This window comes from Jiangella rhizosphaerae (assembly GCF_003579925.1).
GTDB lineage: Bacteria > Actinomycetota > Actinomycetes > Jiangellales > Jiangellaceae > Jiangella > Jiangella rhizosphaerae.
The window spans coordinates 22625-48110 of record NZ_QUAL01000045.1 but is presented as its reverse complement, the minus strand read 5'-3'; the positions used below and the strand labels follow the sequence as shown (position 1 = coordinate 48110).

Annotated in this window: 30 protein-coding genes, 1 tRNA gene and 1 pseudogene; 11 read left to right on the top strand and 21 right to left on the bottom strand. The window is 72.4% G+C overall.

Translation table 11 applies throughout. The annotated features are described in order from the left end of the window. Positions 1-198: 198 nt before the first annotated feature. The 4 genes from DY240_RS05670 to DY240_RS05655 all read right to left on the bottom strand — a co-directional run bounded on the left by DY240_RS05670 (position 199) and on the right by DY240_RS05655 (position 5456). Positions 199-1929, bottom strand: coding sequence for an amidohydrolase (locus tag DY240_RS05670; RefSeq protein WP_119658985.1), 1731 nt, complete (start codon positions 1927-1929; stop codon positions 199-201). 343 nt (positions 1930-2272) lie between these two features. Further along, the gene (locus DY240_RS05665; protein ID WP_119658984.1) at positions 2273-3553 is read right to left on the bottom strand and encodes an ABC transporter substrate-binding protein; all 1281 of its coding nucleotides are present in this window, start codon (positions 3551-3553) and stop codon (positions 2273-2275) included. Between the two features lie 146 nt (positions 3554-3699). Continuing rightward, the gene (locus DY240_RS05660; protein ID WP_147375204.1) at positions 3700-4839 is read right to left on the bottom strand and encodes an ABC transporter substrate-binding protein; all 1140 of its coding nucleotides are present in this window, start codon (positions 4837-4839) and stop codon (positions 3700-3702) included. 5 nt (positions 4840-4844) lie between these two features. Beyond that, positions 4845-5456, bottom strand: a complete 612-nt coding sequence (locus DY240_RS05655; protein ID WP_233552621.1) for an ANTAR domain-containing response regulator — start codon at positions 5454-5456, stop codon at positions 4845-4847. A 67-nt stretch (positions 5457-5523) separates the two neighbouring features. Between DY240_RS05655 and DY240_RS05650 the strand changes: the two genes are divergently transcribed. Further along, positions 5524-5600 (top strand) — tRNA-Leu (locus DY240_RS05650). Positions 5601-5696: 96 nt separating this feature from the next. Here the strand turns inward: DY240_RS05650 and DY240_RS05645 are convergent. Together DY240_RS05645 and DY240_RS05640 are read right to left on the bottom strand one after the other, a co-directional pair. Next, positions 5697-6188 carry a DUF6879 family protein gene (locus DY240_RS05645; protein WP_325049275.1) on the bottom strand — a complete coding sequence of 164 codons (492 nt, stop codon included), beginning with the start codon at positions 6186-6188 and terminating at the stop codon, positions 5697-5699. Between the two features lie 101 nt (positions 6189-6289). Continuing rightward, complete coding sequence (locus tag DY240_RS05640; RefSeq protein ID WP_119658981.1) at positions 6290-7525, bottom strand: epoxide hydrolase family protein; 1236 nt, start codon at positions 7523-7525, stop codon at positions 6290-6292. Positions 7526-7720: 195 nt separating this feature from the next. On the opposite strand from DY240_RS05640, the gene DY240_RS05635 reads away from it, so the two are divergent. Beyond that, the gene (locus DY240_RS05635) at positions 7721-8059 is read left to right on the top strand and encodes a YciI family protein (RefSeq protein ID WP_119658980.1); all 339 of its coding nucleotides are present in this window, start codon (positions 7721-7723) and stop codon (positions 8057-8059) included. Between the two features lie 103 nt (positions 8060-8162). Next, a complete protein-coding gene (locus DY240_RS05630) occupies positions 8163-8636 on the top strand; it encodes a GNAT family N-acetyltransferase (protein ID WP_119658979.1) in 474 nt (157 codons plus the stop codon). 28 nt (positions 8637-8664) lie between these two features. Here DY240_RS05630 and DY240_RS05625 read toward each other — a convergent pair whose 3' ends face one another. The 5 genes from DY240_RS05625 to DY240_RS05605 all read right to left on the bottom strand — a co-directional run bounded on the left by DY240_RS05625 (position 8665) and on the right by DY240_RS05605 (position 10391). Beyond that, positions 8665-9276, bottom strand: coding sequence for a DUF1707 SHOCT-like domain-containing protein (locus DY240_RS05625; protein WP_119658978.1), 612 nt, complete (start codon positions 9274-9276; stop codon positions 8665-8667). A gap of 39 nt (positions 9277-9315) precedes the next feature. Further along, on the bottom strand, positions 9316-9480 hold the full coding sequence (gene rpmG / locus DY240_RS05620) for a 50S ribosomal protein L33 (RefSeq protein WP_119658977.1): 165 nt from the start codon (positions 9478-9480) through the stop codon (positions 9316-9318). Positions 9481-9511: 31 nt separating this feature from the next. After that, positions 9512-9634, bottom strand: coding sequence for a type B 50S ribosomal protein L36 (gene ykgO, locus DY240_RS05615; protein WP_119658976.1), 123 nt, complete (start codon positions 9632-9634; stop codon positions 9512-9514). Between the two features lie 81 nt (positions 9635-9715). Further along, positions 9716-10132 carry a type II toxin-antitoxin system VapC family toxin gene (locus DY240_RS05610; protein WP_199700873.1) on the bottom strand — a complete coding sequence of 139 codons (417 nt, stop codon included), beginning with the start codon at positions 10130-10132 and terminating at the stop codon, positions 9716-9718. Next, the gene (locus DY240_RS05605) at positions 10122-10391 is read right to left on the bottom strand and encodes a type II toxin-antitoxin system Phd/YefM family antitoxin (RefSeq protein WP_119658974.1); all 270 of its coding nucleotides are present in this window, start codon (positions 10389-10391) and stop codon (positions 10122-10124) included. The genes DY240_RS05610 and DY240_RS05605 overlap by 11 nt, the downstream gene beginning before the upstream one ends. Positions 10392-10557: 166 nt before the next feature. Between DY240_RS05605 and DY240_RS05600 the strand changes: the two genes are divergently transcribed. After that, positions 10558-11817 (top strand): MFS transporter, encoded by a 1260-nt coding sequence (locus DY240_RS05600; protein ID WP_119658973.1) that lies wholly within the window; start codon positions 10558-10560, stop codon positions 11815-11817. A 3-nt stretch (positions 11818-11820) separates the two neighbouring features. On the opposite strand, the gene DY240_RS05595 is transcribed toward DY240_RS05600, so the two are convergent. After that, on the bottom strand, positions 11821-12390 hold the full coding sequence (locus tag DY240_RS05595) for an NADPH-dependent FMN reductase (RefSeq protein WP_119658972.1): 570 nt from the start codon (positions 12388-12390) through the stop codon (positions 11821-11823). A gap of 167 nt (positions 12391-12557) precedes the next feature. Here DY240_RS05595 and DY240_RS05590 point away from each other — a divergent pair, with 167 nt between their 5' ends. Next, on the top strand, positions 12558-13481 hold the full coding sequence (locus DY240_RS05590; protein WP_119658971.1) for an AraC family transcriptional regulator: 924 nt from the start codon (positions 12558-12560) through the stop codon (positions 13479-13481). Here DY240_RS05590 and DY240_RS05585 read toward each other — a convergent pair. Next, the gene (locus DY240_RS05585; protein WP_119658970.1) at positions 13423-14016 is read right to left on the bottom strand and encodes an NADPH-dependent FMN reductase; all 594 of its coding nucleotides are present in this window, start codon (positions 14014-14016) and stop codon (positions 13423-13425) included. The two genes, DY240_RS05590 and DY240_RS05585, sit on opposite strands and share 59 nt — an antisense overlap. 436 nt (positions 14017-14452) lie before the next feature. On the opposite strand from DY240_RS05585, the pseudogene thrS reads away from it, so the two are divergent. Then, a pseudogene (gene thrS / locus DY240_RS05580) lies at positions 14453-15724 on the top strand (threonine--tRNA ligase); the annotation flags it as partial. Between the two features lie 127 nt (positions 15725-15851). Here the strand turns inward: thrS and DY240_RS05575 are convergent. After that, the gene (locus DY240_RS05575; protein WP_119658968.1) at positions 15852-16442 is read right to left on the bottom strand and encodes a TetR/AcrR family transcriptional regulator; all 591 of its coding nucleotides are present in this window, start codon (positions 16440-16442) and stop codon (positions 15852-15854) included. Positions 16443-16527: 85 nt separating this feature from the next. Here DY240_RS05575 and DY240_RS05570 point away from each other — a divergent pair, with 85 nt between their 5' ends. Beyond that, a complete protein-coding gene (locus DY240_RS05570; RefSeq protein ID WP_119658967.1) occupies positions 16528-18009 on the top strand; it encodes an MFS transporter in 1482 nt (493 codons plus the stop codon). Positions 18010-18193: 184 nt separating this feature from the next. Here DY240_RS05570 and DY240_RS05565 read toward each other — a convergent pair whose 3' ends face one another. Together DY240_RS05565 and DY240_RS05560 are read right to left on the bottom strand one after the other, a co-directional pair. Then, on the bottom strand, positions 18194-19168 hold the full coding sequence (locus tag DY240_RS05565; RefSeq protein ID WP_119658966.1) for a carbon-nitrogen hydrolase family protein: 975 nt from the start codon (positions 19166-19168) through the stop codon (positions 18194-18196). Next, positions 19165-20088 carry an extracellular solute-binding protein gene (locus DY240_RS05560; protein WP_158602749.1) on the bottom strand — a complete coding sequence of 308 codons (924 nt, stop codon included), beginning with the start codon at positions 20086-20088 and terminating at the stop codon, positions 19165-19167. Before DY240_RS05560 ends, DY240_RS05565 begins: the two co-directional genes overlap by 4 nt. Before the next feature lie 33 nt (positions 20089-20121). Between DY240_RS05560 and DY240_RS31685 the strand changes: the two genes are divergently transcribed. Beyond that, complete coding sequence (locus DY240_RS31685; RefSeq protein ID WP_158602748.1) at positions 20122-20316, top strand: SDR family oxidoreductase; 195 nt, start codon at positions 20122-20124, stop codon at positions 20314-20316. Here the strand turns inward: DY240_RS31685 and DY240_RS05555 are convergent. Genes DY240_RS05555 through DY240_RS05545 form a run of 3 tightly spaced genes read right to left on the bottom strand, consistent with a single transcriptional unit; the run spans position 20313 to position 21748 of the window. After that, positions 20313-20600 carry a type II toxin-antitoxin system RelE/ParE family toxin gene (locus tag DY240_RS05555; RefSeq protein WP_158602747.1) on the bottom strand — a complete coding sequence of 96 codons (288 nt, stop codon included), beginning with the start codon at positions 20598-20600 and terminating at the stop codon, positions 20313-20315. The two genes, DY240_RS31685 and DY240_RS05555, sit on opposite strands and share 4 nt — an antisense overlap. Next, positions 20597-20851: a ribbon-helix-helix protein, CopG family gene (locus tag DY240_RS05550; protein ID WP_119658963.1), complete on the bottom strand. Its 255-nt coding sequence runs from the start codon at positions 20849-20851 to the stop codon at positions 20597-20599. The genes DY240_RS05555 and DY240_RS05550 overlap by 4 nt, the downstream gene beginning before the upstream one ends. A gap of 33 nt (positions 20852-20884) precedes the next feature. After that, complete coding sequence (locus DY240_RS05545; protein ID WP_119658962.1) at positions 20885-21748, bottom strand: exodeoxyribonuclease III; 864 nt, start codon at positions 21746-21748, stop codon at positions 20885-20887. Positions 21749-21798: 50 nt separating this feature from the next. Here DY240_RS05545 and DY240_RS05540 point away from each other — a divergent pair, with 50 nt between their 5' ends. Together DY240_RS05540 and DY240_RS05535 are read left to right on the top strand one after the other, a co-directional pair. Continuing rightward, on the top strand, positions 21799-22143 hold the full coding sequence (locus tag DY240_RS05540; protein WP_119658988.1) for a YciI family protein: 345 nt from the start codon (positions 21799-21801) through the stop codon (positions 22141-22143). Between the two features lie 55 nt (positions 22144-22198). Continuing rightward, positions 22199-23077, top strand: coding sequence for a hypothetical protein (locus DY240_RS05535; RefSeq protein ID WP_147375203.1), 879 nt, complete (start codon positions 22199-22201; stop codon positions 23075-23077). A 14-nt stretch (positions 23078-23091) separates the two neighbouring features. Here the strand turns inward: DY240_RS05535 and DY240_RS33195 are convergent, their stop codons facing one another. Next, positions 23092-23532 carry a LysE family translocator gene (locus DY240_RS33195; RefSeq protein WP_233552620.1) on the bottom strand — a complete coding sequence of 147 codons (441 nt, stop codon included), beginning with the start codon at positions 23530-23532 and terminating at the stop codon, positions 23092-23094. A 264-nt stretch (positions 23533-23796) separates the two neighbouring features. Between DY240_RS33195 and DY240_RS05525 the strand changes: the two genes are divergently transcribed. Continuing rightward, entirely contained in the window at positions 23797-24012 is a 216-nt protein-coding gene (locus DY240_RS05525; protein ID WP_119658960.1) for a hypothetical protein, read from the top strand. Between the two features lie 28 nt (positions 24013-24040). On the opposite strand, the gene pyk is transcribed toward DY240_RS05525, so the two are convergent. Continuing rightward, entirely contained in the window at positions 24041-25480 is a 1440-nt protein-coding gene (gene pyk / locus DY240_RS05520; protein ID WP_119658987.1) for a pyruvate kinase, read from the bottom strand. Positions 25481-25486 lie beyond the last annotated feature (6 nt).

The following is a 25486-nucleotide window of genomic DNA, read 5'->3' as shown; positions in this document are numbered from 1 at the left end:
CACCAATGCCACACGCAAACGGGGCCAACGCCGCGGGAGTCGTCGCCGCTCTTCCCCCGTCCCCCTGATAGCTGCCCGTTCTTCGCCGCGTGCGGCGGGTCAAGCGGTCATCGCCGGCGCGAAGCGCCCCCATAGTCCGCTTGAGGCGCGCGCACGCGGCCAAGACAATCGGGCAGCAGGGGGACGGGGCCAACGCCGTCACTCGTAGGGCTGGACGTTGCCCGGCGGGATGGGCGGGCCGAGGCTCTCCCACTTGGTGTGACCGACGATCCGCTCGGGCGGCCAGGTGATCTGCCCGTTGGGCCATTTCTGGCCGGTCCGCTTCAGGAACCACTCGGGCGGCTCGACGACCGGGGGCTGGAAGTCGGCCGGGAGGAGGCTGGCCCACTCGACGTTCGCGGTGCGGGCGGCGTGCTCCTCCTTGATCTCCGTCACCAGCGCCGGCTGGGTGAACAGGTCGACGGCGACGGCGGCGAGGTAGCGGGCGGCGGCCAGCATCGCCACGTGGCCCGCGTGCGACACCGTCGAACCCGTCGTGAGCCAGCTGTGGTTGGCCGTCCCCGACGGGCTGACCGGGGTGCCGAGACTGAGCGTCGGCACGATCCAGCTGATGTCGGCGACGTCGGTGGAGCCGCCGCCGGTGAAGAACTCCTGCGGCGGGCGCAGGTCGGCGACACCGGTGCTGTAGCCGTTCTGGGCGATGCCAGCCGCGGCCTGCAGGCCCTTCCCGTACGCCTGGTCCTCCTCGGTGAACTCCGGCGCGCCGATCTGGACCATGTTGTCGTGGACGAGCTCGGCGCCGCGCTTGTTCGGCAGCATGTTCCAGATGTTGGCGACGGTGCGTTCGTGCACCTCCATGCGCATGGCGATGCCGGCGGCGCGGGCGCAGTCGCTGACCTTCTCGGCCAGGATCGCCACCCGCTCCGGGGTCGCCTCGCGGACGAAGTACCAGGCGCCGGCCAGCGCGGCGTGCACGTTCGGCGCCTCGGCGGAGTGCCGGATGGCGTGGTGGATGCGCCCGGCCGGCGCGACGTGGTGCTCGCGCAGCATGTCGGTGAGCATCGTCAGAGCCCGGACGGCGTTCTGCGCGTTCTTGTTGCCCAGCGGGCTGCCGCCGTGGCCGTGGGTGCCGCTGAAGTTGAACGCCATCGCCTTGAGCGCGTTGTTCGAGCCGAAGCCGGTGCTGGTGTTGCGCCCGGGATGCCAGTCGACGAAGACGTCGCAGCCGTCGTAGACGCCCTTCATGACGTCGTAGGACTTGCCGACCAGTTGCTCCTCCGCCGTCGACCCGAAGAACTTGACGGTGCCGTCGAGCCGGTGCCGGCGCAGCGCGCTCGCCGCCGCCACCGCCGCACCGGCCGCCGCCGCGCCCAGCGCCGAGTGGCCGCAGCCGTGCCCGTACCCGTAGTTCGGCGAGTACGGGTCGTCCTTGTAGACCAGCGGGTCGTGCTCGGTGGAGCCCTTCTTCTGCGAGACGCCGGGCAGCGCGTCGTACTCGCCGCTGAACCCGATGACCGGGCTGCCGGTCCCGTTGCTGAACGTCGCGACGAACGTCGTCGGCAGGCCGCCGACCGCCCACTGGATGCGGAACCCATGCTTGCGCAGGAACTCCGCCTCCGCGAGCGCGGAGTTCCACTCGGCCAGTGACGGCTCGGCGTACTCCCAGATGGTGTCGCTGAGGCCGGTGATCGAGTCCGCGTACCGGTCGATGACGCCGAGTGCGGTGTCCTTGGCGTTGCTGTCCTTCGCCAGGCCCGTGGGCGCCTCGTAGTTGTCCGGGCTCACCTCCGCCGCGGCGTAGGCGGCCTGCCGCCCGGTGAGCCCTGGGACGACGGTCGCGGCGGCGGCCGCGGCGGCGCCCAGGCCGATCGCCTGGCGCCGGCTGAACTGTGGTCTGCTGACGGGTTCGTTGTGGTCGGTGTCGCACATCGCAAACGCTCCTCACTGCGGCCACGATGGACCGAGACAGACGTCTGAGCTGCGGGGATGAGCGGCGTGGCACCGTCGCCGGAACCGCTGACCTGGGCGCGACCAGAATGGTGGCGCGAAGGCAGGACGGATGTCGAAAATGGGTCGGCTGGGATGATTTCGGGGCCTTGAACGAGGAACGTACAAGAGCGATGTATAAAATGTCAACGGTCGTATCACGGGCCGGTTCAGGGCGCGAAAAGGCCCCGCCGGGTGTTCCGGCGGGGCCTTCGCCGGCTCCCCGCACGCCGACCGCATGGTCCCGGTCGGCGAGTCCCTGAAGGGAAAGGGGGACCGGGTCAGATCACTCCGACATGGTCCGCTCGACGTACTCCAGCGGCGTGTAGGTGTTGTCGGGGCCGTACTGGTAGACGCCGATGGTGGCCGTCTCGGGGTCGCCGGCCTCGGTGAACTCGACCGGGCCCGACACGCCCTGGTAGTCGATGTCCTCGCCGTCGGCGAGCAGGTCGGCGCACTCCTGGAAGCCGGAGCACTCGGTGCCTTCGCGCGAGACGTCGACCAGGTTGTCGGCGATGTCGCGGCTCTCGACCGACCCGGCCTGGATGGCCGCCAGCGCCAGCAGCATGGTCGCGTCGTAGGACTCGGGGCCGTAGCTGAAGTCCTCGAGGTCCGGGTTGATCTCCAGCATCCGCTCCTGGAACTCCGGCCCCGTCTCCGCACCCGGCAGCGTGCCCTTGTTGCCGTCGAGCGTGCCCGGCGGCAGGTCGGCGCCGTAGTTGGAGAGGTTGCCGTCGACGAAGTAGAGCGGGATCGACTGCGGGCCGATGCCCTGCGTGACCAGCTCGGGGATGATCGTGACGGTCTCCTCGAAGCCGATCAGCGCGATGGCGTCGGGCGCCGCCGCGGCGACCTGGCTGACCTCGGAGGTGTAGTTCGAGGCCTGCGGGTCGTAGACGATGTGCGCCGCGATGGTGCCGCCGCCGCTCTCGATCGTCTCGGAGAGGTACTGCGCGAGGCCGTTGCCGTAGGCGTCGTCGAGGTTCATGATCGCGACGTTGGCGTGGCCGTCACCGAGGATGGTGTCGCCGAGCACCTGGCCCTGCAGCACGTCGGACGGAGCGGTACGGAAGTACAGGCCGTCGTCCTCGTACGTGGTGAAGTCGGGCGAGGTGTTCGCCGGCGAGAACATGATGGTCTCGTCCTGGACGATGCGGTCGAGGACCGTGAACGACACACCGGACGACGCGGCACCGATGATGGCCGCGACCCCCGCGTTGAGCAGGGAGTCCGTCGACTGCTGGGTGACGGCCGTGTTGCTGGCGTCGCTGGAGTCGGTGTGCGTGACCTCGACGTCGTGGCCGAGCACGCCGCCGCCCTCGTTGATCTCCTGGATCGCGAGGTCGACGCCGGCGAACTCCGGCGGGCCGAGGAACGCGAGGTTGCCGGTCTCAGGCAGCAGCGTGCCGAGCCGCAGGGGTTCGTCGCTGGTCGCCTCGGCGTTGCCGCCGGCGCCCGGCGACTCCTCGTCCGAACCGCCGTCGTCGTCGCCACCGCAAGCGGCCAGCACGAGCGAGGCCGCTCCGGCGACGGCAAGAGACCGCCACAGTCGCGATGTGCGGGTCATGAGATGTCTCCTTCGCCGAGCCGGCCGCCGTCACCAGCCGCCGGTTGGGTCTGCGATGATTCCCGAAACTTATGCCGTGGAAGCAGCTAAACGTAGTAGTGGTGGCCAACCAGGATCATCTTGTTAGGACACTGTGACCTTGGACATCAGCCGTCAACACCGACGACTTCCCAGGTTCCGTCGCGCAGCACGCTGAACCGGACGCTGCCTCCGCTGCGGTCGCCGTACTCGTCGAACGAGACCTCTCCGGTGGCGCCGGCGAAGTCGAGCTGACTCATCTCGCCCAGGCAGCCGCGCCGCGCCGACGACGCCGAACTGGCCGGTGGCAGGCAGCGCTCCAGTACGGTGCCGACGGCGATCCCGGCGTCGTGGGCGGCGGCGCCGTACTCCCCCAGCGGCGCGCCGATGTCGTCGGTCAACCGGCCCGATCGCACCCCCGCCGTCGCGTCCAGCTCGGCCGGCTCTGCCCGCACGGCGCCGTCGCGGCCGTCGTCGGCGAAGTCGCCGCCGAACGCCGTCGCGCCCAGCAGGGTCGCGTCGAGTCGCGCGCTGCGCACCTGGCGGTCTGCCTGGGCGGCGGCCTCCGGGTCGCCGGCCACGAAGACGGCGGTGGCGCCCTCGGTCTTCGCCTTCGCGACGACGGTGGCGACGTCGGCGCCGCGGGCCACGACCGACCCGCCGGCTTCGTCGACCGCTTCGGCGAACGCCCGCACCTCGGCCGGATCTCCCCCGTCGACGACGGCGACGGCGTCGGCGCGCAGCCCGCTGACGGCGTACCGGCCCAGCGCCGCGGCCGGCGGCTCGGCGCCCACCGCCGTCCGGAAGTACGAGCGGTACGGACGCAGCGGCGCGCTCGGGTCGGCGCCCAGGGTGTGCGACGGCACGACGTCGGCAGGCGACACGAACAGCACGTCCTCGTCGTCCAGGACCGGCTGCGCGGCCCGCACGCCGGCCGTCGTCAACCCGCCGATCACGGCGACCGCGTCACCGTCGACCAGCTCGGTGACGGAGTCGGCCGCCGCCTCGCCCTTCTCGCCCTCGTCGACGGCGACGACCTCGACCGTCCAGCCGGCGATGTCGCCCGCCGTCTCCTCGACGGCGGCGCGGACCGCGGCCAGCACCGCCTCGCCGTCGGCCTGCTGCCAGCCGCTGCCGGGCACCAGCACGCCGACGGTCGCCGTCTGCGCGCCGGCGTCGTCGTCGCCCAGGGCGCCGACCATCCCGCACGACGAGACCAGCGCGGCGGCCGCCGTCAGCGCGGCCCACCCCGCGCCACGACGCACCACGGACGTCAACTCTTCGGCTCGGCCTCGGACTCGGACAGGACGACCTTCGCGACCTCGCGCATGGAGGTGCGCTTGTCCATGGCGGCCTTCTGGATCCACCGGAACGCGTCGGGCTCGCTCAGCCCGTACCTGGTCTGCAGGATCCCCTTCGCGCGGTCGACCAGCTTGCGCGTCTCGAGCCGCTCGTTGAGGTCGGCGACCTCGTTCTCGAGCTGGGTGATCTCCTCGTGCCGCGACAGCGCCATCTCGATGGCCGGCACGAGGTCGGCCTTGCTGAACGGCTTCACCAGGTACGCCATCGCCCCCGCGTCGCGGGCGCGCTCGACGAGGTCGCGCTGGGAGAAGGCGGTCAGGATGAGCACGGGGGCGATGCGCTGCTCGACGATGCGGGCCGCTGCGGAGATGCCGTCGAGCACCGGCATCTTCACGTCCATGACGACGAGGTCGGGGCGGTGCTCCTCGGCGAGCCGCACGGCGCTGGCGCCGTCGGCGGCCTCTCCCACCACCTCGTAGCCCTCCTCACCCAGCATCTCGATGAGATCGAGGCGGATGAGCGACTCGTCCTCGGCGACGAGAACACGTCGGGCGGGCGCGGCTGGCGTAGGCGATTCGGTCACCCGGGAAGCCTACTCGGCGCATGTTACGGAAAAGGGTAGGCTGGGCCCCTGTCGCGGCCGAGCGCGCGGCCCGGTAGGCAAATTGGCAAAGCCGCCGCACTCAAAATGCGGTGCCTGTGGGTTCGAGTCCCACCCGGGCTACCACGACGAACATCCGATCCGCACCGCACGGACGAGCCGTGTCCCGTCGGTCCGCGACCCGGGCGACGGAGGACGCCACGACGGCCCTGGCACCTCCGGCTACGGGTGGTACTCGTCGTGCGGGATGGCCCGTTCCCAAACGGCCTCGAACACCACGGCGCACTGCGTGGCCAGGGACGGGTCGTCGACGCGCTCCATGCCCGGCTCGTCGACCTGGCCGTCGCCGGTGAAGTGCTTGAAGACCACGGTGGTGTCGTCGAACACCCACAGATCGGCACCTGGCACCAGCAGGTCCTTCGCTTGTCGGCGCGGCAGCCACCGCACCTGCTCGCCGGCGGCGATGTTGGTAAAGGTGATGTCGTACTCGTAGCGGATGTAGTCGCTGATCGGCTCGGAGACGATACGGGCGCGGCGCATGACCACCCCCCGATCCACGGTTGCCCTGACCACGTCCAGCCAGGGTCGCCACCAGGAGTGACGGTCATCAGGGCGGTAGCGCTTGCCCCGCTGCCACGCGATGAACTCTGGATCGTCCAGCATGTACGCGTCGCGCATCTCCAGATGCACGGCCGACCTCCGCGCGGCGCTCAGCGCCTCACAGCCTCTCGAACGATCGTCATGTACCGGAGTCCTTCATCTCGGGCTGCGGGACGAACCGCCGCACCAGCCTGCCGACACTGTGGGGCATCGGTCTACCGCCGGGGGCGGTAGGGGCGGACGGTGTCGCGCAGGTCGGTGACCCAGGCATCGGGGACCTCCCACGGGATGAAGTGGCCGCCGCGCTCGTGCGCCCTCACGTTGACGTGGTTGAACCAGGTGGCGGCCGGGCCGCCGAGGAAGGCCTGGACGCGCTGAGCGGCCGTGTGGACGCCGGGCGGGTTCTCGTGGCCGACGAACGTCAGGCCGACGGGGGCCTGGACGATCGGGGTGCGCTGGTGGGACGGCGTCCAGGGGTAGCGGTTGGCGTTGGCGTAGTACCGCATGGACGTGGCGATGGAGTTGTTCACCCAGTAGATCGTGGCGTGGGTGAGCATCTCGTCCTTGGAGAAGACCGCCTCGACGCTCTCGCCGGGATGGTCGCTCCAGGAGTTCCAGCGTTCCAGCAGCCAGGCCAGCAGCCCGGCGGGCGAGTCCGCCAGGGCTTGGGCGAGGGTGGCGCCGTCGAGCATGTGCGCGGCGAGGTGGACGGCGAAGCGGTGGTCGAGCTCGATCATCCGCGCGCGGAGCTCGGGGTCGTCGCTGAGCCGGCCGCCCCGGGCGAAGTCCCAGGCCCGGGGGCCGGTGAAGAAGTCCAAGGGCAGGCCGGAGCCGATGTGGATCGCGTACAGCTCGTCCGCGTACTTGTGGCCGAGCTGGCTGGAGACGATGCCGCCGATGTCGCAGCCGCCCGCGGCGTACTTCTCGAAGCCGAGGGTGCCGGTCATCAGCGTGTGCCACAGGTCCGCGACCTTCCAGAAGTTCACGTCCGGGAAGCCGGTGAGCGGGCCGGGGAAGCCGAAGCCGGGCAGTGAGGGCACGATCACCTCGAACGCGTCGGCCGGGTCGCCGCCGGACGCGGCGGGGTCGGCGAGCGGGTCGATCACCTTCGACCAGTGCCAGAACGTCCACGGCCAGCCGTGCGTGAGGATGAGCGGCACCGGGGCGGGCCCGCGGCCGGGCTTGCGCAGGAAGTGCACCGGCACGCCGTCGACCGTCACGCGGTAGTGCTCGTAGGCGTTGATCGCGGCCTCGGCCTTGCGCCAGTCGAACCCGTCCCGCCAGTAGGCGATCAGCTCCCCCAGGTACGAGGCGGGCACCCCGTAGGACCAGTCCTCGTTGCCCTCGTCGACTGGCGGGCGGGTCAGTGCCAGCCGCGCCCGCAGCGCGTCGAGCACGTCCTCGGCGACGACGATCGGCTCAGGGTCGAGTGGGAAGGGGCCGTGGGCCATCGGCGGGTACTCCTCCTCGCGGTCCGGTGCTGTGCGGCGACCCTGGCCGGCGACGATCCAAGGTCTCGGCGATCAGTCTCACACGCGCCCGCTCGACGCACGCGACCGCTCGGCTCTGGCCGATCCGTTCAAGCACCGGCGAGCCGTCGGCCGTAGCGTCGAACCCGTGGCGGACAGTCCATCCAGGAAGACATCATGCAGACGACCGTGACCGACGAGCAGATCCGGGACCTGGCGGCGACGGCCAGGCCCTACAGCCTGGCGGTCCTTCGGTGGGGTCCGGAGCGGACGATGGACGGCGCCGCGGCGACGGAACTGGAACACCAGCGACGCATGGCGTCGCTGCGTGCCGACGGCGTGATCGCGATCCTGTGTCCGGTCGCCTCCGACACCCTGGCCGGCGTGGCCATCATGACCGTTCCGGCCGAGGAAGCCGAGCAGATCATGGCCGAAGACCCCTGCGTCCGGGCCGGGATGATGCGGTGCGAGGTCTACTCCTGCCACGGCTTCCCCGGAGACGCCCTGCCGGCCTGACCGAGGCCCGGGCGAGGACCCGTCGGCCGGTCCCTTGCGGATACCCCTCCCCCGTATCTATGGTTACCCCTACGGGGTATCTGTACGAGGCGAGGAGACGACGATGACGAGTACGCTGCAGGTGGCGATCGCACCGGCGACGGTGGCAGAGACCGAGGTGCTGACCACCATGGTGCGCACCTCGGGCGCCTACACCGGCGACTACCGGGTGATGGTCGCCAACCAGACCATCGACGCCGCGTACATCGCGCGGCACGTGACCCGCGTCGCGCACGGGCCGGACGGCGAGCTGCTCGGCTTCGCCACTCTCCAGGTTCCCGGCCGCGGCGGGCCGGGCGAGGGCGAGGTCGACTTCATGTTCGTCGCCGATGACGCGCAGGGACGCGGCATCGGGCGGCTGCTCATGGACGACCTGCGCGCCGAGGCCGCGAAGCGCGGCCTGCACCGGCTGCACGTCGTGTCGCACCCGCCGTCGGCCGGCTTCTACCGCAGCTGCGGCTTCCGGGACGTCGGCGTCATCGAGCCGTACGGGCGGATCGGCTGGAGCCGGCCGCACCTGGTCCTGAGCCTGGGCTGACCCACGAGGCCGGCGCCGTCCGGCCGGCTCAGGCCTCGAGAGCCCGTCTCCGCTGCGCCTTGCGCAGCTGCCGGCGGCGTCGCCAGCCGGGACGGCGCACGCTGACGCTGCTCATGTTCGTGGCACCCGTGACCTGCACGACGGCGCGCGGGTCGGCCGGTCGGTCCGGCACCTTGACGTCAACGCTGGAGAAGCGGGTCTCGACGTCGACGTCGGCCGCGACGTCCTCGGGCACCACCAGCCGCAGCGACGAGCCCGACAGCTCCACCTCGACGCGGCAGCCGGCCGCCGCGAACGTGGCGTCGGTGAAGTCGAGCACCACTGACGACATCGACGCCTTCACGGTGAGCCGCGGCGGCGCCACCCAGCGGCCGGTGCGCTCGACGGCGGAGCCGTCGGCCCTGATGACCACGGGCTCGGCGGCCGGACGTGCGGCGCCGTCGTCACCGAGATCGGCGACGACGGCGTCGAGGTCACCGCGCGTACGCGCGGCCAGGGCCGAGCCCAGGCGATCGTCCAGCTCGTCGAGGCCGAGCCGGCCGTCGGCGGCGGCCGCCCGGATGCGCTCGGCCACCTTCTCCCGCTCGGCGTCGGAGACCCGCTGCAGTGCGGCGCGCCGGTCGGCGTCGTCATCGGCCATGGCCGCGATCCTACGACCGCGGCCCGGCCGGCCCGGCGCTCAGCGGTCCTCGCGGAACTCCACGTGCCGCCGGGCAAGCGGGTCGTACTTGCGCAGCACCATCCGGTCGGGGTCGTTGCGGCGGTTCTTCCGGGTGACATACGTGTATCCGGTGCCGGCCGTCGAGCGGAGTTTCACGACGGGGCGCAGTTCGGTGCGTGCCATGGGGGTCCTTTCCGGAGATTGTGGGACGGCGTCAGCCCTGGCGGGCCTTCAGCCTGGGGTTCTGCCGGTTGATCACGAACAGCCTGCCGCGGCGGCGGACGACCTGCGAGCCGGGCTGGTTCTTCAGCGACCTCAGCGAGTTGCGGACCTTCATCGGGACACCCCTTCTTCACGAGAACGATTCTCACAACACCGTCGGCTGCCGGGATGTTCCCGCGCCGCCTCCGCCGCCGGATCAGCGCGGCCGCGGCAGCGGGACGACGGCGAGCAACCGGCCGAGCCCGAGGAAGTCGCCCGGGTTGGTGGTGTAGAGCGGCAGGTCGTTGGCGACGGCGGTCGCCGCGATCAGGAGGTCCGCGACGCGGCGTCGCGGCGTGCGACCGGTGGCCAGCACCGCGGCGGACACCTGGCCGAAGACGCGCGCCGCTTCCGCGTCGAACGGCAGTGGATCGAACGTCGCCTCGGTGTGCTGCAGCACGCTGAGACGGCGTGCGCGCTCGTCGGCATCGTCGGTGTGCAGCGGACCCGCGGACAGCTCGGCCAGAGTGACGGCGCTGATCACCATCTCGTCCGGAAGCCGCTCGGGGTCCAGTGCCGCCAGATGGATGACGACGTTGGTGTCGATCAGGCCGCGGGTGGGCTCACCAGTCACGGCTCTGCGGATCCTGATCGACGGCCTCGTCGATGTCACGCCGGAACCGATCGGCATCGAAGGTCGCCGCCGTCCGGAAGGCGGCGACGACCTGATCGCGCGGGACGAACGTGCGCCGCCGCAGCGGGACCAGCTGTCCGACGGGTGTGCCGTTGCGGGTGATGACGAAGGATCCGCCGCGTTCGACGGACCGCATGATGCTGCCGGAGTCGTTGCGCAGCTCGCGCTGCGTGATCTCGCGGAACGTCGGCTCGGCCATGCCTGCAGTCTAGCTGCTGAGGCTACGGAACGCTACGAAGTGCTACGCGGCCTCGCCTCCGGTTTGACCCTCCTCCGAGGGACGGGTAACGTACCCCTCCCCTAGCGACGCCTCTGTCGACTGGCGGGTGGGGCACCTGCCCGCCCGACTCGATGGAGGCTTTTCCGTGTCCACCCCTTCCCCTCTGCGGCAGCGCGACTTCCGCCTGCTCCTGCTCGGTCAGACCACGAGTCAGTTCGGCGCCCAGGTCAGCGGCATCGCGATCCCGCTGCTCGCCGTCATCACGCTCGGCGCGTCCGCCCTCGAGGCCGGCCTGCTGGCCGCGGCGTCGACGGTCGCGTTCGCCGTCATCGGGCTGCCGGCCGGAGCCTGGATCGATCGCATGCGCCGCCGGCCGGTGCTGATCGCCGCCGACCTCGCACGGGCGGTGCTGCTGGCCACCATCCCGCTCGCGGCGGTCGCCGGCGTGCTGACGGTGACCCAGCTGATCGTCGTCGCGTTGCTGACCGGCGTCGCCCGGGTGTTCTTCGACATCGGCTACCAGAGCTACCTGCCGGTCGTCATCGGCCGCGACCGCGTGCTGGCCGGCAACTCCGCCATGGAGACGGTCCGCGCGTCCGGCCAGTTCGCCGGCCCGGGCCTGGGCGGCTGGCTGACCGGCCTGCTCGGCGGGGCTGTCGTCGTGCTGGTGCAGGCGGTGACGTTCCTGGTGTCGGCGGCCGCGCTGTTCGCGATCCGCACCCCCGAGCCGCCGCCCCGCGAGCTCGCGTCGCGGCAGCCCGCGCGGGGTCGGCTGCGCACCGAGATCCGCGCCGGCCTCGCCTTCGTCCGGCACACGCCGGCGCTCCGCGCGACCGCCCTCACCAGCGCCGTCGCCAACTTCTGCTTCGCCATCGCGGCCGCGGTCTCGGTGATCTTCATGGCCCGGATGCTCGAGCTGTCGCCGTCGGCGATCGGTCTGATCGTCGCGGCGGGGTCGGCGACGGTGCTGGCCGCCGCCGCGGTGACGCCGTGGCTGTCGCGGCGCGTCGGGTCGGCCCGGCTGGCCTGGCTGTGCCTCGTCGTCACCGGCCCGGCCGGCCTGCTGATCCCGTTGGCCGAGCCCGGCTGGACGGCGATCGCGTTCCTCATCGTGGGCATCGGCGCCGGCGAGGTCGGCCAGATCATCTACGCGATCGCGAGCGTGAGCCTGCGTCAGCGCATCACCCCGGACGAGCTGCTCGGCCGGGTCAACGCCACCATGCGGGTGCTGATCATGGGGGCGTTCCCGCTCGGCGGCCTGGCCGGCGGCGTGCTCGGCGAGCTGGCCGGGCCGCGGGCGACGCTCTGGGTGGTCGGCGTCCTGACGCTCCTGGCGCCGCTGCCGGTCTGGTGGGTGCTGCGCGGCACCCGCGACGTCGAGGAGCTCGACCCGGCCGGGCCCTGATCGTCACGCCGCTGTGGCGGCGCGCAGCGGCGCCAGCGCTGCGGCCCACGTCACGACCTCGCCGAGCATCGTCCCGGCGGCCGCCACCTGGCGCTCGCGCGGCGTGGGCCGGGTGAAGTCCTCGAAGTCGTCGTAGACCGACAGCGTCACCTGGCCCCGGACGTCGGCCACCTGCAGCATGCCCATGACGCCGCGCAGGTGCTCGACCGCACGGATACCGCCGTCCGCGCCGTAGCCGACGAAACCGGCCGCCTTGTGGTGCCACTCGGCGTACACGAGGTCGATGGCGGTCTTCAGCACGCCCGGGTAGGAGCGGTTGTACTCGGGCGTGACGAAGACGAAGCCGTCGAACCCGGCGACGGTCTCGGCGAGCCGCAGCGTGTGCGGGCGGGTGTACCGGCCGGTCGCCGCCGGCAGCGGTTCGTCGAGGTGCGGGAGGTCGAAGTCGGCGAGGTCGACGACCTCGTAGTCGGCGTCACCGCGCTGCTCAGCCAGGTCGAGGAGCCAGTGGGCGACGGCGGGGCCGACGCGGTCGGGGCGGGTGCTGCCGATGATGATCGCGATGCGTGTCATGGTTCCGACGCTAGGAACGCGACCCCCGTGGCGCCCATGGGCGACCGTCTCGCCGTCCTACGCGATCGTCTCGGCCCCGGGCGGCGGGCGAGACGATCGCCCCCAGGGGGGCCGGGCAGACCGGCGATGAGAGGGGCCGACCACTCGAGCGCAACTAGGGTGGGGTCGTGGACGCGTTGAGCCAGGTCGTGGCCGTCATGCGGACCGGACGGCCGCGCTCGTTCCGGCTGCAGGCGGTCGGTTCGTGGGGCTGGAGGTACCCGCCCGTGCGCGGCGCGGCCTTCCACGTCGTGCTGCAGGGGTCGTGCTGGCTGCGGCCGGAGGCGGGCGAGCCGGTCGCGCTCAGCGCCGGCGACGTCGTGCTGTTCCCGCACGGCACCGGGCACGGGCTCGCCGACGCTGCGGACACGCCGCTCGCCGAGCTGTGCGCCGGCGATCCGGGCCACCGCGTGCTCGCCGCCGGCGCGCAGGACGCGGCGCCGGACCTCGTCGTGCTGTGCGGCCAGTACCTGCTCGACCGCGACCGGCCGCACCCGATGCTCGCCGAGCTGCCCGACCTCGTGCACCTGCCGAACCGGCTGGGCCGGAACCCGTCGTTGCACGCCGCCGTCGAGCTGCTCGGCCGCGAGGTCGACGCCCCGGCGGCCGGCTCGGACGCCGTCGTGCCCGCCCTGCTCGACGCGCTGCTGCTCTACGTGCTGCGGGCCTGGTTCAGCGACGAGAACTGCGCGGGCGCGCACCCGCGCGGCTGGGGCGCGGCGTTGCGCGACGACGCCGTCGCCGCCGCGCTCACCGCCATCCACGAGGGCCCGGAGCGGCCGTGGACGGTGGAGTCGCTGGGCGCGGTGGCCGGCCTGTCGCGGGCGGCGTTCGCGCGCCGGTTCACCGCACTCGTCGGCAGCTCGCCGCTGGCCTACCTGACCTGGTGGCGCATGACGACGGCGGCGCGGCTGCTGGCCGACACCGACCTGCCGGTCGGCGCCGTCGCCCGCCGGGTCGGCTACACGTCGGAGTTCGCGTTCGCCGCCGCGTTCAAGCGCGAGTACGCCCGGCCGCCGGGCCGGTATCGCACCGAGCAGACGGCCGCCTGAGCTCGCCGACCGCGGCCGCCAGCAGTCCGGCGTGCCGGTCCGCCCACGCATCGGCCAGCGCCGCGACGTCGGCCAGCTCCCCCTCGTCGACCACGAACGATGACACCGGCAGCACGGCTCCGAGACTGTGGAGGACGGGGCGCAGCTGCAGGTCCGCGGCCTGCCGCTCGGCCGGGTCGCGCGACAGCGTCACCGGGACCACGACGGCGCCGGCCAGCGCGGCGTCAGGCAGCCGGTCGAGGAACAGCTTGAGCACGCCGGTGTAGGACGCCCGGCTCACCGGCGTCGCCAGCACGACCACCTCCGCGGCGAGGACCGTGTCGACCAGCTGCGCCACCCCGGCCGACGGGACGCCGACGAGGTCGGGCACATGCGCCGTGAGGTCGACGACGTCGCGCCAGACCGGCGGCTGCGGCAGCCGGCCGGCCAGCTCGACCGCGAACGCCGCCGCGACGGCCCGGATGCGCGACGACGGCGCCGTACCCGCCGTCAGCACCACCAGGTCGACGGGGAGATCGTGCTGCTCAGCCGGCATGGCGGCCTCCTCGGTCGGGGTCGGCGCCTTATCCTATCAATTCAGTAGGTTTTAGGTGACGGCAAGCGAGGGCGGCGCCGGCGGTGAGTGGCGTCGCCGTCGCTGAGCGCCCACGTAGTGAGATTTCACCGGGATTCGGGAGCCATCACCAGGATTACCCAAGCGTCAACACCCCTACAGCCCTGTTGAAGGTCACGTAATCCTCGTGATGTACACGACGCGCGCGGACTTGAGGCGCGGTAGCGCGGCAAGAGAATGGGGCAGCAGGGGACGGCGAACACGGCGTACGGCGCGACCGGTGCCCTGCCCACGTTGCGGAAATCCGCGCGCGTCCGGACGGCGCCGGGTGCTACGGTCGGCGCCATGCAGCGCGCTGGCCTGACGACGACGCCGGAGACCGTCCCGGCGCGCTGATTCCTGTCCACCGACGCCCGGGGCGAGTGCCCCGGAGCGCCGCCGGAGTGGTCACTCGCCCGCTGTCACCGAGGAGACCACGATGTTCGACCACCGCCGACTCGGCCGCGAGCTGGACCTGTTCGGCTCCGATCCGCTCATCGGCGCCGGCCTGCCCTACTGGCTGCCCGCCGGCGCCGCCGTCCGCCACGCGCTCGAGGAGTACGTCCACGCCGTCGAGCGGCGGGCCGGCTACCAGCACGTCCACTCCCCAGTCCTGGCCAAGCGCGAGCTGTACGAGCTGTCCGGCCACTGGGCGCACTATCGCGACGACATGTTCCCGCCGATGGACGCCGGCGGCGAGGAGCTCGTGCTGCGGCCGAGCCTCTGCCCGCACCACGCGCTGATCTACCGGTCCCGCGGCCGCTCGTACCGCGAGCTGCCGCTGCGGCTCGCCGAACTGGGCGGCATGTACCGCTCCGAGGCGTCCGGCGTGCTCGGCGGGCTGACCCGCGTCCGGTCGATCCAGCTCAACGACGCGCACGTCTTCTGCTCCGCCGACGATGCCGCCGCCGAGGCGGCCGCCGCGCTGGCGCTGATCGGGGACGCGCACGCCGCGATGGGCATCGCGCCGGCGCGGCTGCGGCTGTCGCTGCCGGGTCCCGGCGGGAAGTACGCCGGCGCGCCGTCGGCGTGGGAGCGGTCGACCGCGCTGCTGGTCGAGGCGCTGTCGGAGTCGAGGCTGGAGTACGAGGCCGAGGAGGGCGAGGCGGCCTTCTACGGCCCCAAGATCGACGTGCAGATCGTCGACGCCGCCGGCCGCGAGTCGACCCTGTCGACCGTCCAGATCGACTTCCACCAGCCGGAGCGGTTCGGGCTGGAGTACGTCGGCGCCGACGGCGAGCGGCACCGGCCGGTGATGGTGCACCGGAGCATCATCGGGAGCCTGGAACGGGCGGTCGCACAGCTCATCGAGGTGCACGGCGGCGCCTTCCCGCCCTGGCTGGCGCCGGTGCAGGTGGTGCTGGTGCCGATCGGACCGGAGCAGCACGAGACCGCGCGGGCGGTCGCCGGGCGGTGCCTGGACGCGGGGCTGCGGGTCGAGGTCGCGGGCGCGGACCACGGCAGCGTCGGCGCCCGCGTCCACGCCGCGCGGCTCGCCCCGTACGTCGGGGTGGTCGGCGCCCGGGAGGCCGGTGCGGACGAGCTCGCGCTGCGGCTACGCGACGGCCGCCGGCTCGACGCCCTACCCGTCGCCGAGGCCGTCGCGCGCATCGCCGCCCGGGTCACCGCTCACGCCGTCGACCTCTGGTGACCGGCGCCCCGAGCCCCCGTTCCCACCCCACCCCGCGAGTCGATCTTGGAGTTGTTCGTCGATCGCGGGGCGAAATGCCCGATAGATGGCCGAACAACTCCAAGATCAACTGGGCCGGCTGCGGTCGTCAGCCGGGGACCGGAGCGCCGGGCGGGGTGAAGGCGGCCAGCAGGGTGGCCGTGATCGCGTCGGCCGCACCCTCGGGCGCCAGCCGCCCGGCGCCGATCTCGTCGGCCGCGCCGTGGAGGACGGTGTAGAAGACCGCGACCAGCCAGTCGGCCGGCAGGTCGAACCGGAACACGCCGGCGGCCCGGCCGCGCTCGAGCAGCGATCGCACGCGTCGCATCGGGTGCTCGTGCAGCTCGCGGATCCGCTCCGGCGGCAGCGTGCGCTGCGCCGCGACCAGCAGCATCCGCGACTCGTCGACCACCTGCCAGCTGGACGCGATCAACCGGGCCAGCGCCTGCCGGGCGTCGCCGGTGAGGTCGACGGCGTCGAGTGCCTCGTGTGCCCGGGCCACGGCGCGCACGAAGACGGCGTCGACCAGCTCGGTGCGCGACGCGAAATGCCCGTAGAGCGTCACCCGGCCGACGCGGGCCGCCGCGGCGATGTCCGAGACGCTCGCGTCGGGATCGCGGACGAGGCAGGCCGCCGCGGCGTCCAGGATCGCGGTGACGTTGCGCTGGGCGTCGGCCCGCTTGCCCGTCGTGACCGGCATGCGCTCTCCCCTCTTGTCGAACACCTCTGTTCGAGTTAGCGTACTGGACGCAAGTCAAACAGCCATGTTCAGGTTAGGGGCTCACATGTCCGCGAATCCGCCCGCCGCCGATCGCTGGCGGCTGCTCGCCCTCCTCGGCGTGGCCCAGTTCATGCTCGTGCTCGACGTGACGGTGGTGGCGGTGGCGCTGCCGGACATCGGCGCCGACCTGGCGCTGTCGCGCACGGCGCTGACGTGGGTGGTCTCGGCCTACACGCTGATGTTCGGCGGGCTGCTGCTGTTCGGCGGCCGGCTGGCCGACCTGGTCGGCGCCCGCCGCGTCGTGCTCGCCGGCCTGACCCTGTTCGCGACGGCGTCGCTGGTCAGCGGGCTGGCCTGGAACGCCGAGTCGCTGATCGGCGGCCGCCTCGCCCAGGGCGCCGGAGCCGCGCTGCTCTCCCCCGCCGCGCTGTCGATCGTCGCCACCACGTTCCACGGCGCGGAGCGCAACCGCGCGTTCGGCGTCTGGGCCGCGCTGGGCGGCGCCGGGTCGGCGGCCGGCGTGCTGGTCGGCGGGCTGCTGACGGCCGGTCCCGGCTGGTCCTGGATCTTCTACGTCAATGTGCCCGTGGGCATCGTGCTGGTCGTCCTGCTGGCGCGGCTGCTCGCCCCGGCTCGGCCGGACGACGGGCCGGCTCACAGCGCGCGTGCCGGAGCAGCGCACCGTGCATCCGGCCGGCCCGGCGACGGCGGTCAGCGGCCGCGGCGCCTGGACGTGCCCGGGGCCGTGCTCGTCACCGGCGGAACCGCCGCCCTGATCTACGGGCTGGTCAACGCCGGCGACGACGGCTGGACCGGGTCGGCGACCGTCGTCCCGGTGGCGGCCGCGCTGGTTCTGTACACCGTCTTCGGCGTGGTGCAGCGGCGGCTGCGGGCGCCCCTCATCGACCCGCGGATCCTGACCCGCCGGCCCGTGCTGACCGGCGTCCTGCTCATGCTGGTCGCGACCGGGCTGCTGATCTCGTCGTTCTTCCTCGGCTCGTTCTTCCTGCAGCACGTCCGCGGCAACACCGCCCTGGCCACCGGTGTGCTGTTCCTCCCCGTGGCGGTCGCGGTCGCCGCCGGGGCGCACGTGGGCGGGCAGGCGGTCGGCCGGGCCGGGCCACGCCCCGTCGCGGCTGTCGCCTTCGCCGTCGCCGCCGCCGGTCTCGGCCTCGCCGCTCTCGCCACCACTCGCGCAGACGGCTCCGCTGACACCGCCCTGCTGGTGACGGGCATGAGCGTCGCCACCGCCGGCCTGGGCGCGACCTTCGTCACCGCCACCACCAGCGCCCTCGCCCACGTCGACCCTCACGAGGCCGGTCTGACCTCCGGGGTCGTGAACACGTTCCACGAGTTCGGCGCCGCTCTCGGCGTCGCCGTGGCGTCGAGCCTCGCGGCGGCGGACCTCGCTCCCGGCGCGACGGGGACGGACGGGTTCACCGGAGCGTTCGCGGCGGGCGCGGGCGCGGCGGTCGTCGCCGGTGGGGTCGCGCTGGCGCTCATCCCGGCCGGCAAGCCGGCGGTCACCGGGATGCCGGCGCACTGATCCCTTCTTCGGCGGGCCTCAGCGGCGACACGCCCACCGACCGCCTTGGCAAGGCTCACCGTCGCGCGAACTCGGGCATATCGGACACGTGGACGGCGACCAGCCTTGCCAAGGGCGCGGCATGAGCGGACCCGAGAGCGCAAGAGGCCCATGCGCCCCGATGGATACCCCACCTTCTCCGCGATCAACTCGGGGTGGCCGGGGCGATCGGCCGGCTCCGTAGCGAGGCGTTGCGCGCGACCTGGTCGCGCAGGTCCTCGACGCCGAGCCGCGCCGTCATCGCGTCGATCGGCGTCGCCGGGTCGTTCGACCAGAACAGGCCGACGTCCTCGCGGGGCGAGTAGTGGTAGCCGGCGCGGTCGCCGAACGCCTCGCGGAAGGCCAGGCCGTCGCGCAGGGACGCCGACCAGCCGAGGACGGCGTAGCTGAGATCCAGCTCGTGCACCAGCACACCGGGCCCGAGCAGGCGCGCCGCGACCAGCCCGGACGGCTCGTACACCGCGGCGTTGTCGCGCGGCGTGCTCGACACCACGTAGTAGCGGTGCCGGGCGGCGTGGGCTGCGGTGCGGACCGTGGCCGGCGACGCGGACGGGAACGCGACCATCTCCGCGCCGCCGGCGGCCAGCGCCTGCCAGCCGTCGTCGTACATGACGTCCCAGCAGATCTGGATGCCGACGGCGCCGAAGTCGCAGGCGAAGACCGGGAACGACGTGCCGGGGGTCACGCCGCCCTCGAACGACGACGACCCCGTGGCGGCGACGGGGTGCGCCTTGCGGTACACCCCCACGACGTCGCCGGCCCGGTCCAGCAGCACCGCCGCGTTCCACACCGCGCCGCCGTCCGCGAGGTCGAGGGTGACGACGAGGTAGGTCCGGTGCCGCCGCGCCATCGAGCCGTAGACCTCGAGCACGGGGTGATCCAGCGGCAGCGCCCGCGCCACGGCGACCGGGCCGGGCGGACCGGCGACCAGCTCGGGCAGGACGACGAGGTCCAGCCCGCCCCGCGTGGTCCCGGACGCCGCGGCGGCCATCCGGTCGACCAGGCCGGACACCTCCCGGGACCGCTCGAGCACGCCGGGGAACGGCGCGCCGCCGCCGAAGACCGTCGTGCCCACGACCACCATTCGCGGCAACCGGCCGCCGTCCGACCCGTCCGTCACCCCGTCGCCTCCTGCAACCGCTCCCGCGTCTCGTTGCCGACCTTCTCCGTCCAGTTCTCAGTGATCTTCCGGAAGTCGCCGATCGAGACCCGCTCAGCCGTCACGTCGGCGACCGCGTCATAGACGGCCTGCAGCGCCCCCGTCGTGTCCTCGACCGGCTCGATGTAGACGCCGACCGTCGGGTCCGGGATGATCGCCGGGATCACCGCGGCCGCCCACGCGTGCTGCGCCTCGACCCACTCCGGCGACTGCCCGCTGAACATCACCCCGGGCGGCGCGCCGATGAACTTGAACATGGTCCGGATCTCCTCGATCCCCTTGTCCGTGAGCACCGGCAGTCCGTTCGTCATCTCGTGGTCCACCCCCTCGACGCCGTAGTTGAGCAGGAACCACTCCTCGGTGCCGAACGGCGCGGCGAGGAAGTCAAGCAGCCGCAGCCGGTCCTGGACGACGGCCGGGTCGTCCTGCCGCAGCGCGGTGATGCCGAAGATGCCGGACGAGACGTGGAAGACGGGGTCGGCGCCCGGCTGCGCGAACGGCAGCATGGCGCCGATCTCGTCGACCGTGCGCCGCTCCTGCTCGACGAAGCCGCGCCAGGCCGCGAGCCCGTCCATGTACAGCGCCGTCGTCCCGGACGAGAACGCCTGCTTGGCCTGCGTCACCGAGAATCCGGTGAAGTCGGGGTGGAAGTAGCCCTGCTTGGACAGCTCCAGGTGGTACTCGACGGCGGCGAAGTACTTGTCGGTCTCCCAGTCCTTGGTCAGCGTGCCGTCGCTCTCCAGCCGCCAGTTGTTCGGCATGCCGAACGCGGCCCAGAACAGCAGCATCATCGTCGGGCCGAACGGCCCCATCGCCCACCGGCCCGACTGCGGCGCCGTCAGCTCCGCGCACAGGTCGCGGAAGTCGTCGGTCGTCTTCACGTCGGCCGGCGTCACCCCGATCGACGACGGCTGGTGCGCACGCCGCTGGCCCGGCGGGTGAGCGAGCACCCGGCGCTGGCGGACTGGGTGGCGGCCAAGCAGCCGCTGCTCGGCGGCCTCCTCGAGCCGTCGGACGCCGGCGGCCTGATCGCCTTCCTCTGCGGCGACGGCAGCCGGGCCATCACCGCCCAGACCATCGCCGTCGACGCCGGCTGGCAACTGGATTAACGGCGCCAGGCCTCGGGATGGCGGGCGGTATGGACCACACGCAGCACCTCGACCGACTCGCCGAACTCATAGAACACCGCGTAGGGGAACCTGCGCAGCATCGCGCGGCGCACGCTGTCATAGCCGGCGACGGCCGGAGCACTGCGCGGGAACGTCTGCAGGCGCTGACGCAGGCGATCGACGTCGTCGATCAGGTCGTCCTCGAGGCCGGGCTTCGCGTCGTCGTAGTACTCGAGTGCCGACCGCAGATCGGCGACCGCGGCCGGCCGGAAGGCGATCTTCACCGGCGCGACCGCAGCTCCTCGTGGACGTCGTCCCAGGATCGGCTCGTGCCGGAATCACGTCGGAGGTCGTCCAGCGCCTCGTCGATCATGCGGCGCTCTTCGTCGGTTGGGGTGTAGACCGGCTCGCCGAAGTGCGTGCGCAAGGCTTCCTGGATCAGCTCGGAGCGGGAGCGGTGCTCGATTTTCCGGGCCCGCTCGACCATGTCGTAGAGCTCTTCCGGAAGCGTTACCGCAACTTTCTTCACGGCCATGTCACCACTCCTTGGTATGACTGGAGCATACCGCTACTTCGACTGCGGGAGCTTCACCGAGCCTCGCCGAGGCGCGGCGGCCGAGGGCGGGGGCACGACCGGGCCGATGTCGCCGTCGGGAGCTTCGTCGAGGTCGACGATGACCGGGGCGTGGTCGCTGGGGCCGGTGCCCTTGCGCGCGTGGCGGTCGACCCAGGCGGCGGCGACCCGCTCGGCCACCGGGTCGCTGGCCAGCACGAGGTCGATGCGCATGCCGAGGTCCTTGTGGAACATGCCGGCGCGGTAGTCCCAGTAGGTGAAGACCCGCTCGGACGGCCAGCGGTCGCGGACGACGTCGTGCAGGCCGGCGGACTGGAGGTCGGCCAGTGCGGCGCGCTCGGGCTCGGTGACGTGGGTCTGCCCGACGTAGGCGTCGGGGTCGAACACGTCGGCGTCGGCGGGGGCGATGTTCATGTCGCCGCACACCATGACGGCGTCGGGGCCGGCGGCGACCTGCGCCCGCAGGGCGGCCAGCCACTCGAGCTTGTAGGCGTAGTGCTCGGAGTCGGGCTCGCGGCCGTTGGGGACGTAGACCGAGTGCACCCGCACTCCCCCGCAGGTGGCCGAGACGGCGCGCGCCTCCTGGTGGGGGAAGCCCGGCCCGCCGGGCAGCCCGGTGACGACGTCGTCGAGGCCCACCTTGGAGAACAGCGCGACACCGTTCCAGCGCGCCTCGCCGTGGTAGGCCGCCTGGTAGCCGCGCTTCTCGAGCTCGGCGCCCAGCAGCTCCTCGATGAGGTCGTCGGCGAGCTTGGTCTCCTGCAGGCAGACGACGTCGGGGCGGCGCTGGTCGAGCCAGGGCAGCAGGCGCGGCAGCCGCTGCTTGACGGAGTTGACGTTCCAGGTGGCGACTCTCACCGCACCTACCGTAGTCGCGTCCACCGACACCCATGCACTACCGTCCGGCCATGCGTCTGGACGAATACACCGTGGCGCTGCTCGTCCTGCGCGACGACGCACCGGAGCTCGACGACGACGCCGCCTCGGCGCTGCAGAACGCGCACCTGGCGCACCTCGCCGACTTGCACGACGCCGGCTACCTGCTGGCGGCCGGCCCGCTCGAGGACCCGCGGTTCCGCGGCCTGACCATCCTGCGGGTCGATCCGGAGCGGGCGATCGAGCTCGAGAGCGCCGACCCCGCGGTCCGGGCCGGACGGTTCGAGGTGCGGGCGATGCGCTGGCACGTCCCGGAGGGGCTGATCCACTTCGCCCCGGGCGCACTGCCCCGGTCGGTCGCCGAGGTCGACGACTGACCGGCGTCGGATGATCGCCGATGACACGTCGAGTGAGCAGTGGAGAGAGGTGGCCATGACGGACGCGGCGGCGCCGCGCGACGCGGTCTCGCCGGACTGGTGGGACCACCGGCCCGTGTTCTCGGTGACCGACAAGGGTTCCCGCATCACGGGGCTCGCCCCAGGACGGGCTCCAGGACGGCTGACCCCGCGGATGCTGTTCTCGGCACTGCTGACGTTCACGACCTGGGCCTCCGCGACGCTGGTCGGCTCGGCGTCACTGGGCTGCACGACGTCCGCCGGCTGCGTCGCTGACGTCGGCCCGGGCTGGCTGGTCGGTGGTCTCCTCGTCCTCGGCTACCTGGCCCTTCTCGTCACGGTCGGCCTCGCCGAATACGCGCGAGAGCGCCTCGGGCAGCGCCGGGCGGCAGCGTTGTCCTACCTGGCCCCGCTGCTGGCCGGCGTCACCGTGGGGGCAGGCGCCGGGGCCGCCGTGGCGGCCGGCCCAAACCCGACCGAGGGCGTGCGTCAGGCACTCGACGGTGTGCCCGGCACCGAGGCGACCCTCGTCTCGGGGGCCGTCGCGGTGCTGGCCGCCCTCTGGGGTCTGACCGTGGCCGTGCGGCTTCCGTCCGCCCTGCGCCATGCTCGTGAGCGCCAGCAGTGCATCGAGCGGCTCCGGCGCGACGGCCGCCGGTATGCGGGCCGGCTCCAGCTCGGCGACGTCCGCTTCTGGTTGCACAACGACCCCGAGCTCGACGTGACGGTCGCCTATGACTCGCCGGCCGGCCGCCACGAGGTGGCGGCCCGCATGCGCAGCTCACCCGACCGCGTGCCGAAGGACGGCAGCAGGGTCGTCGTCTACACCGACCTTCGTCACGCCATCCACATCGAGCTCGACCGCGACGCCGAGCCCGCCTTCGAACCGGAACAGCGCTACACGCCGTCCGAGTAGGTCCGGCGACGGCGTCAGCGGTGCTGCAGCGCCAGCCGCAGCCCGAACCCGACCAGCACGACGCCCGTCACGCGGTCGGCCGCCCGGGCGAACCGCGACCGGCCGAGAGTGCGTGTCATGAATCCCGCATCGGCGATGACGAACGCGAACCACAGCATTCCGATGAGGTTGTGCACCACCGCGAGCAGAATTCCCATCAGCAGCGGTGACGTGCCGTCCGGAATGAACTGCGGAATGGTGGCCACATAGAACACGCCGATCTTCGGATTGAGGATGTTCGTGCCCAGTCCGGTGAGCCATGAGACCCACGACGACCCGCGCGCAGGTTGCGCCACCGCCGGCAGTTCGTCCGCGCCGCCGCGACGGAAGCTCGTCCAGAGCAGGTGCGCGCCGCGCCACACGAGGTAGGCCGCGCCGGCCAGCGTGAGCACCCGGTACGCCGTCTCCGACGCCACGAGCAGTGCCGACGCGCCGACGGCCGCCGCGACGCCCCAGGGATGACGGTGAGCAGCGCGGTCACGACGGAGAACGACACCAAGGCCTGTCCGATGGTCACGGACCACCTTGACCCAGGGCGAAACGGACCGAATGGGAGCGGGCGACCCGCGGAATTCTACTCGGCGGCGGAATGGCGAACAAGACTGTTCATGATCGACTGATTCGGTTACCGTCCGGAATGGAGCTGCTGCACTTTCCGAACGCGAGAAACGAGGCCGCCCATGGACCGTCTCCGGCACGTCGCGACCTCCTGCGGCACCTGCGACTGCGGGTGCCCGGAAGTGTTCCTCGACCACAACGCTCCCCCGGAGCGCCGCGTCGTCATCACCGACGACTTCGGCCAGCGGGTGCAGATGAGCCTGGCCCAGTTCCGCGTCATCGTCGAGTCGGCCAAGGAGGGCCGGCTCGACGACGTGCTGCAGCCGGCCAACGCCTGACGACGCCGGCCGGCTGCCGGAGCGGCCGTCAGTGGTAGGCCGGAGCCACCTTGCCGACGGCGTCGCCGATGCGGTGCACCCGCATGGCGTTGGTCGAGCCCGGGATGCCGGGGGGCGACCCGGCCACGATGATGACGAGGTCGCCGCGGCGGCAGCGCTCCTGCTCGAGCAGCATGCGGTCGACCTGCTTGACCATCTCGTCGGTGTGGTCGACGTGCTCGGCGGTGAACGCCTCGATGCCCCACGACAGCGCCAGCTGGTGCCGGGTGGCGCTCAGCGGGCTGAACGCCAGCAGCGGGATGCCTGGGCGCAGCCGGGCCATCCGGCGGGCGGAGTCGCCGCTCTGCGTGAACGCGACCAGGTACTTCGCCCCCAGCAGGGCGCCGGTCTCGACCGCGGCCTTGGTGATGGCGCCGCCCTTGGTGCGCGGCTGGGTGCCCAGCGGCGGGATGCGCTCGAGGCCGTGGTCCTCGACCGCCTCGACGATCTTCGCCATGGTGGCGACGGTCTCGATGGGGTAGGCACCGACGCTGGTCTCGCCGGACAGCATGACGGCGTCGGCGCCGTCGAGGACGGCGTTGGCGACGTCGGAGGTCTCGGCGCGGGTGGGCCGCGGGTTGGTGATCATCGAGTCGAGCATCTGGGTGGCGACGATGACCGGCTTGGCCCGGCGCCGGCACAGCTCGACGGCGCGCTTCTGCACCAGCGGGACGTCCCAGAGAGGCAGCTCGACGCCGAGGTCGCCGCGGGCGACCATGACGCCGTCGAACGCGTCGACGATCTCGGCGAGGTTCTCGACCGCCTGCGGCTTCTCGACCTTGGCGATGACCGGGAGCCGCACGCCCTCTTCGGCCATGATGCGGTGGACGTCGTCGACGTCGGAGGCGGACCGGACGAACGACAGCGCGATCATGTCGGCGCCGATGCGCAGGCCCCAGCGCAGGTCCTCGATGTCCTTCTCGGACAGCGCCGGCACGCTGACGGCGGTGCCGGGCAGGTTGAGGCCCTTGTGGTTGGACACCTTGCCGCCGATGACGACGGTGGTGACGACGTCGGTGTCGGTGACGTCGGTGACCTCGAGCGCGAGCCGGCCGTCGTCGATCAGCACGGTGTCGCCGGCCTTGACGTCGCCAGGCAGCCCCTTGTAGGTGGTGGACGCACGCTCGGCCGTGCCCTCGACGTCCTCGACGGTGATCACGAAGGTCTGGCCGACCTCGAGCTCAGCCGAGCCGTCCGCGAACTCGCCCAGCCGGATCTTCGGGCCCTGCAGGTCGACGAGCACACCCACGTTGCGCTCGGCCTCGGTGGCCGCCTTGCGCACCCGCAGGTACCGCTCCTCGTGCTCCGCGTGGCTCCCGTGGCTGAGGTTGAACCGGGCGACGTCCATGCCGACGTCGATCAGTTCCCGCAGCCGCTCCGGCGAGTCGGTCGCTGGACCAAGAGTGCAAACAATCTTCGCTCTACGCACGTCCGC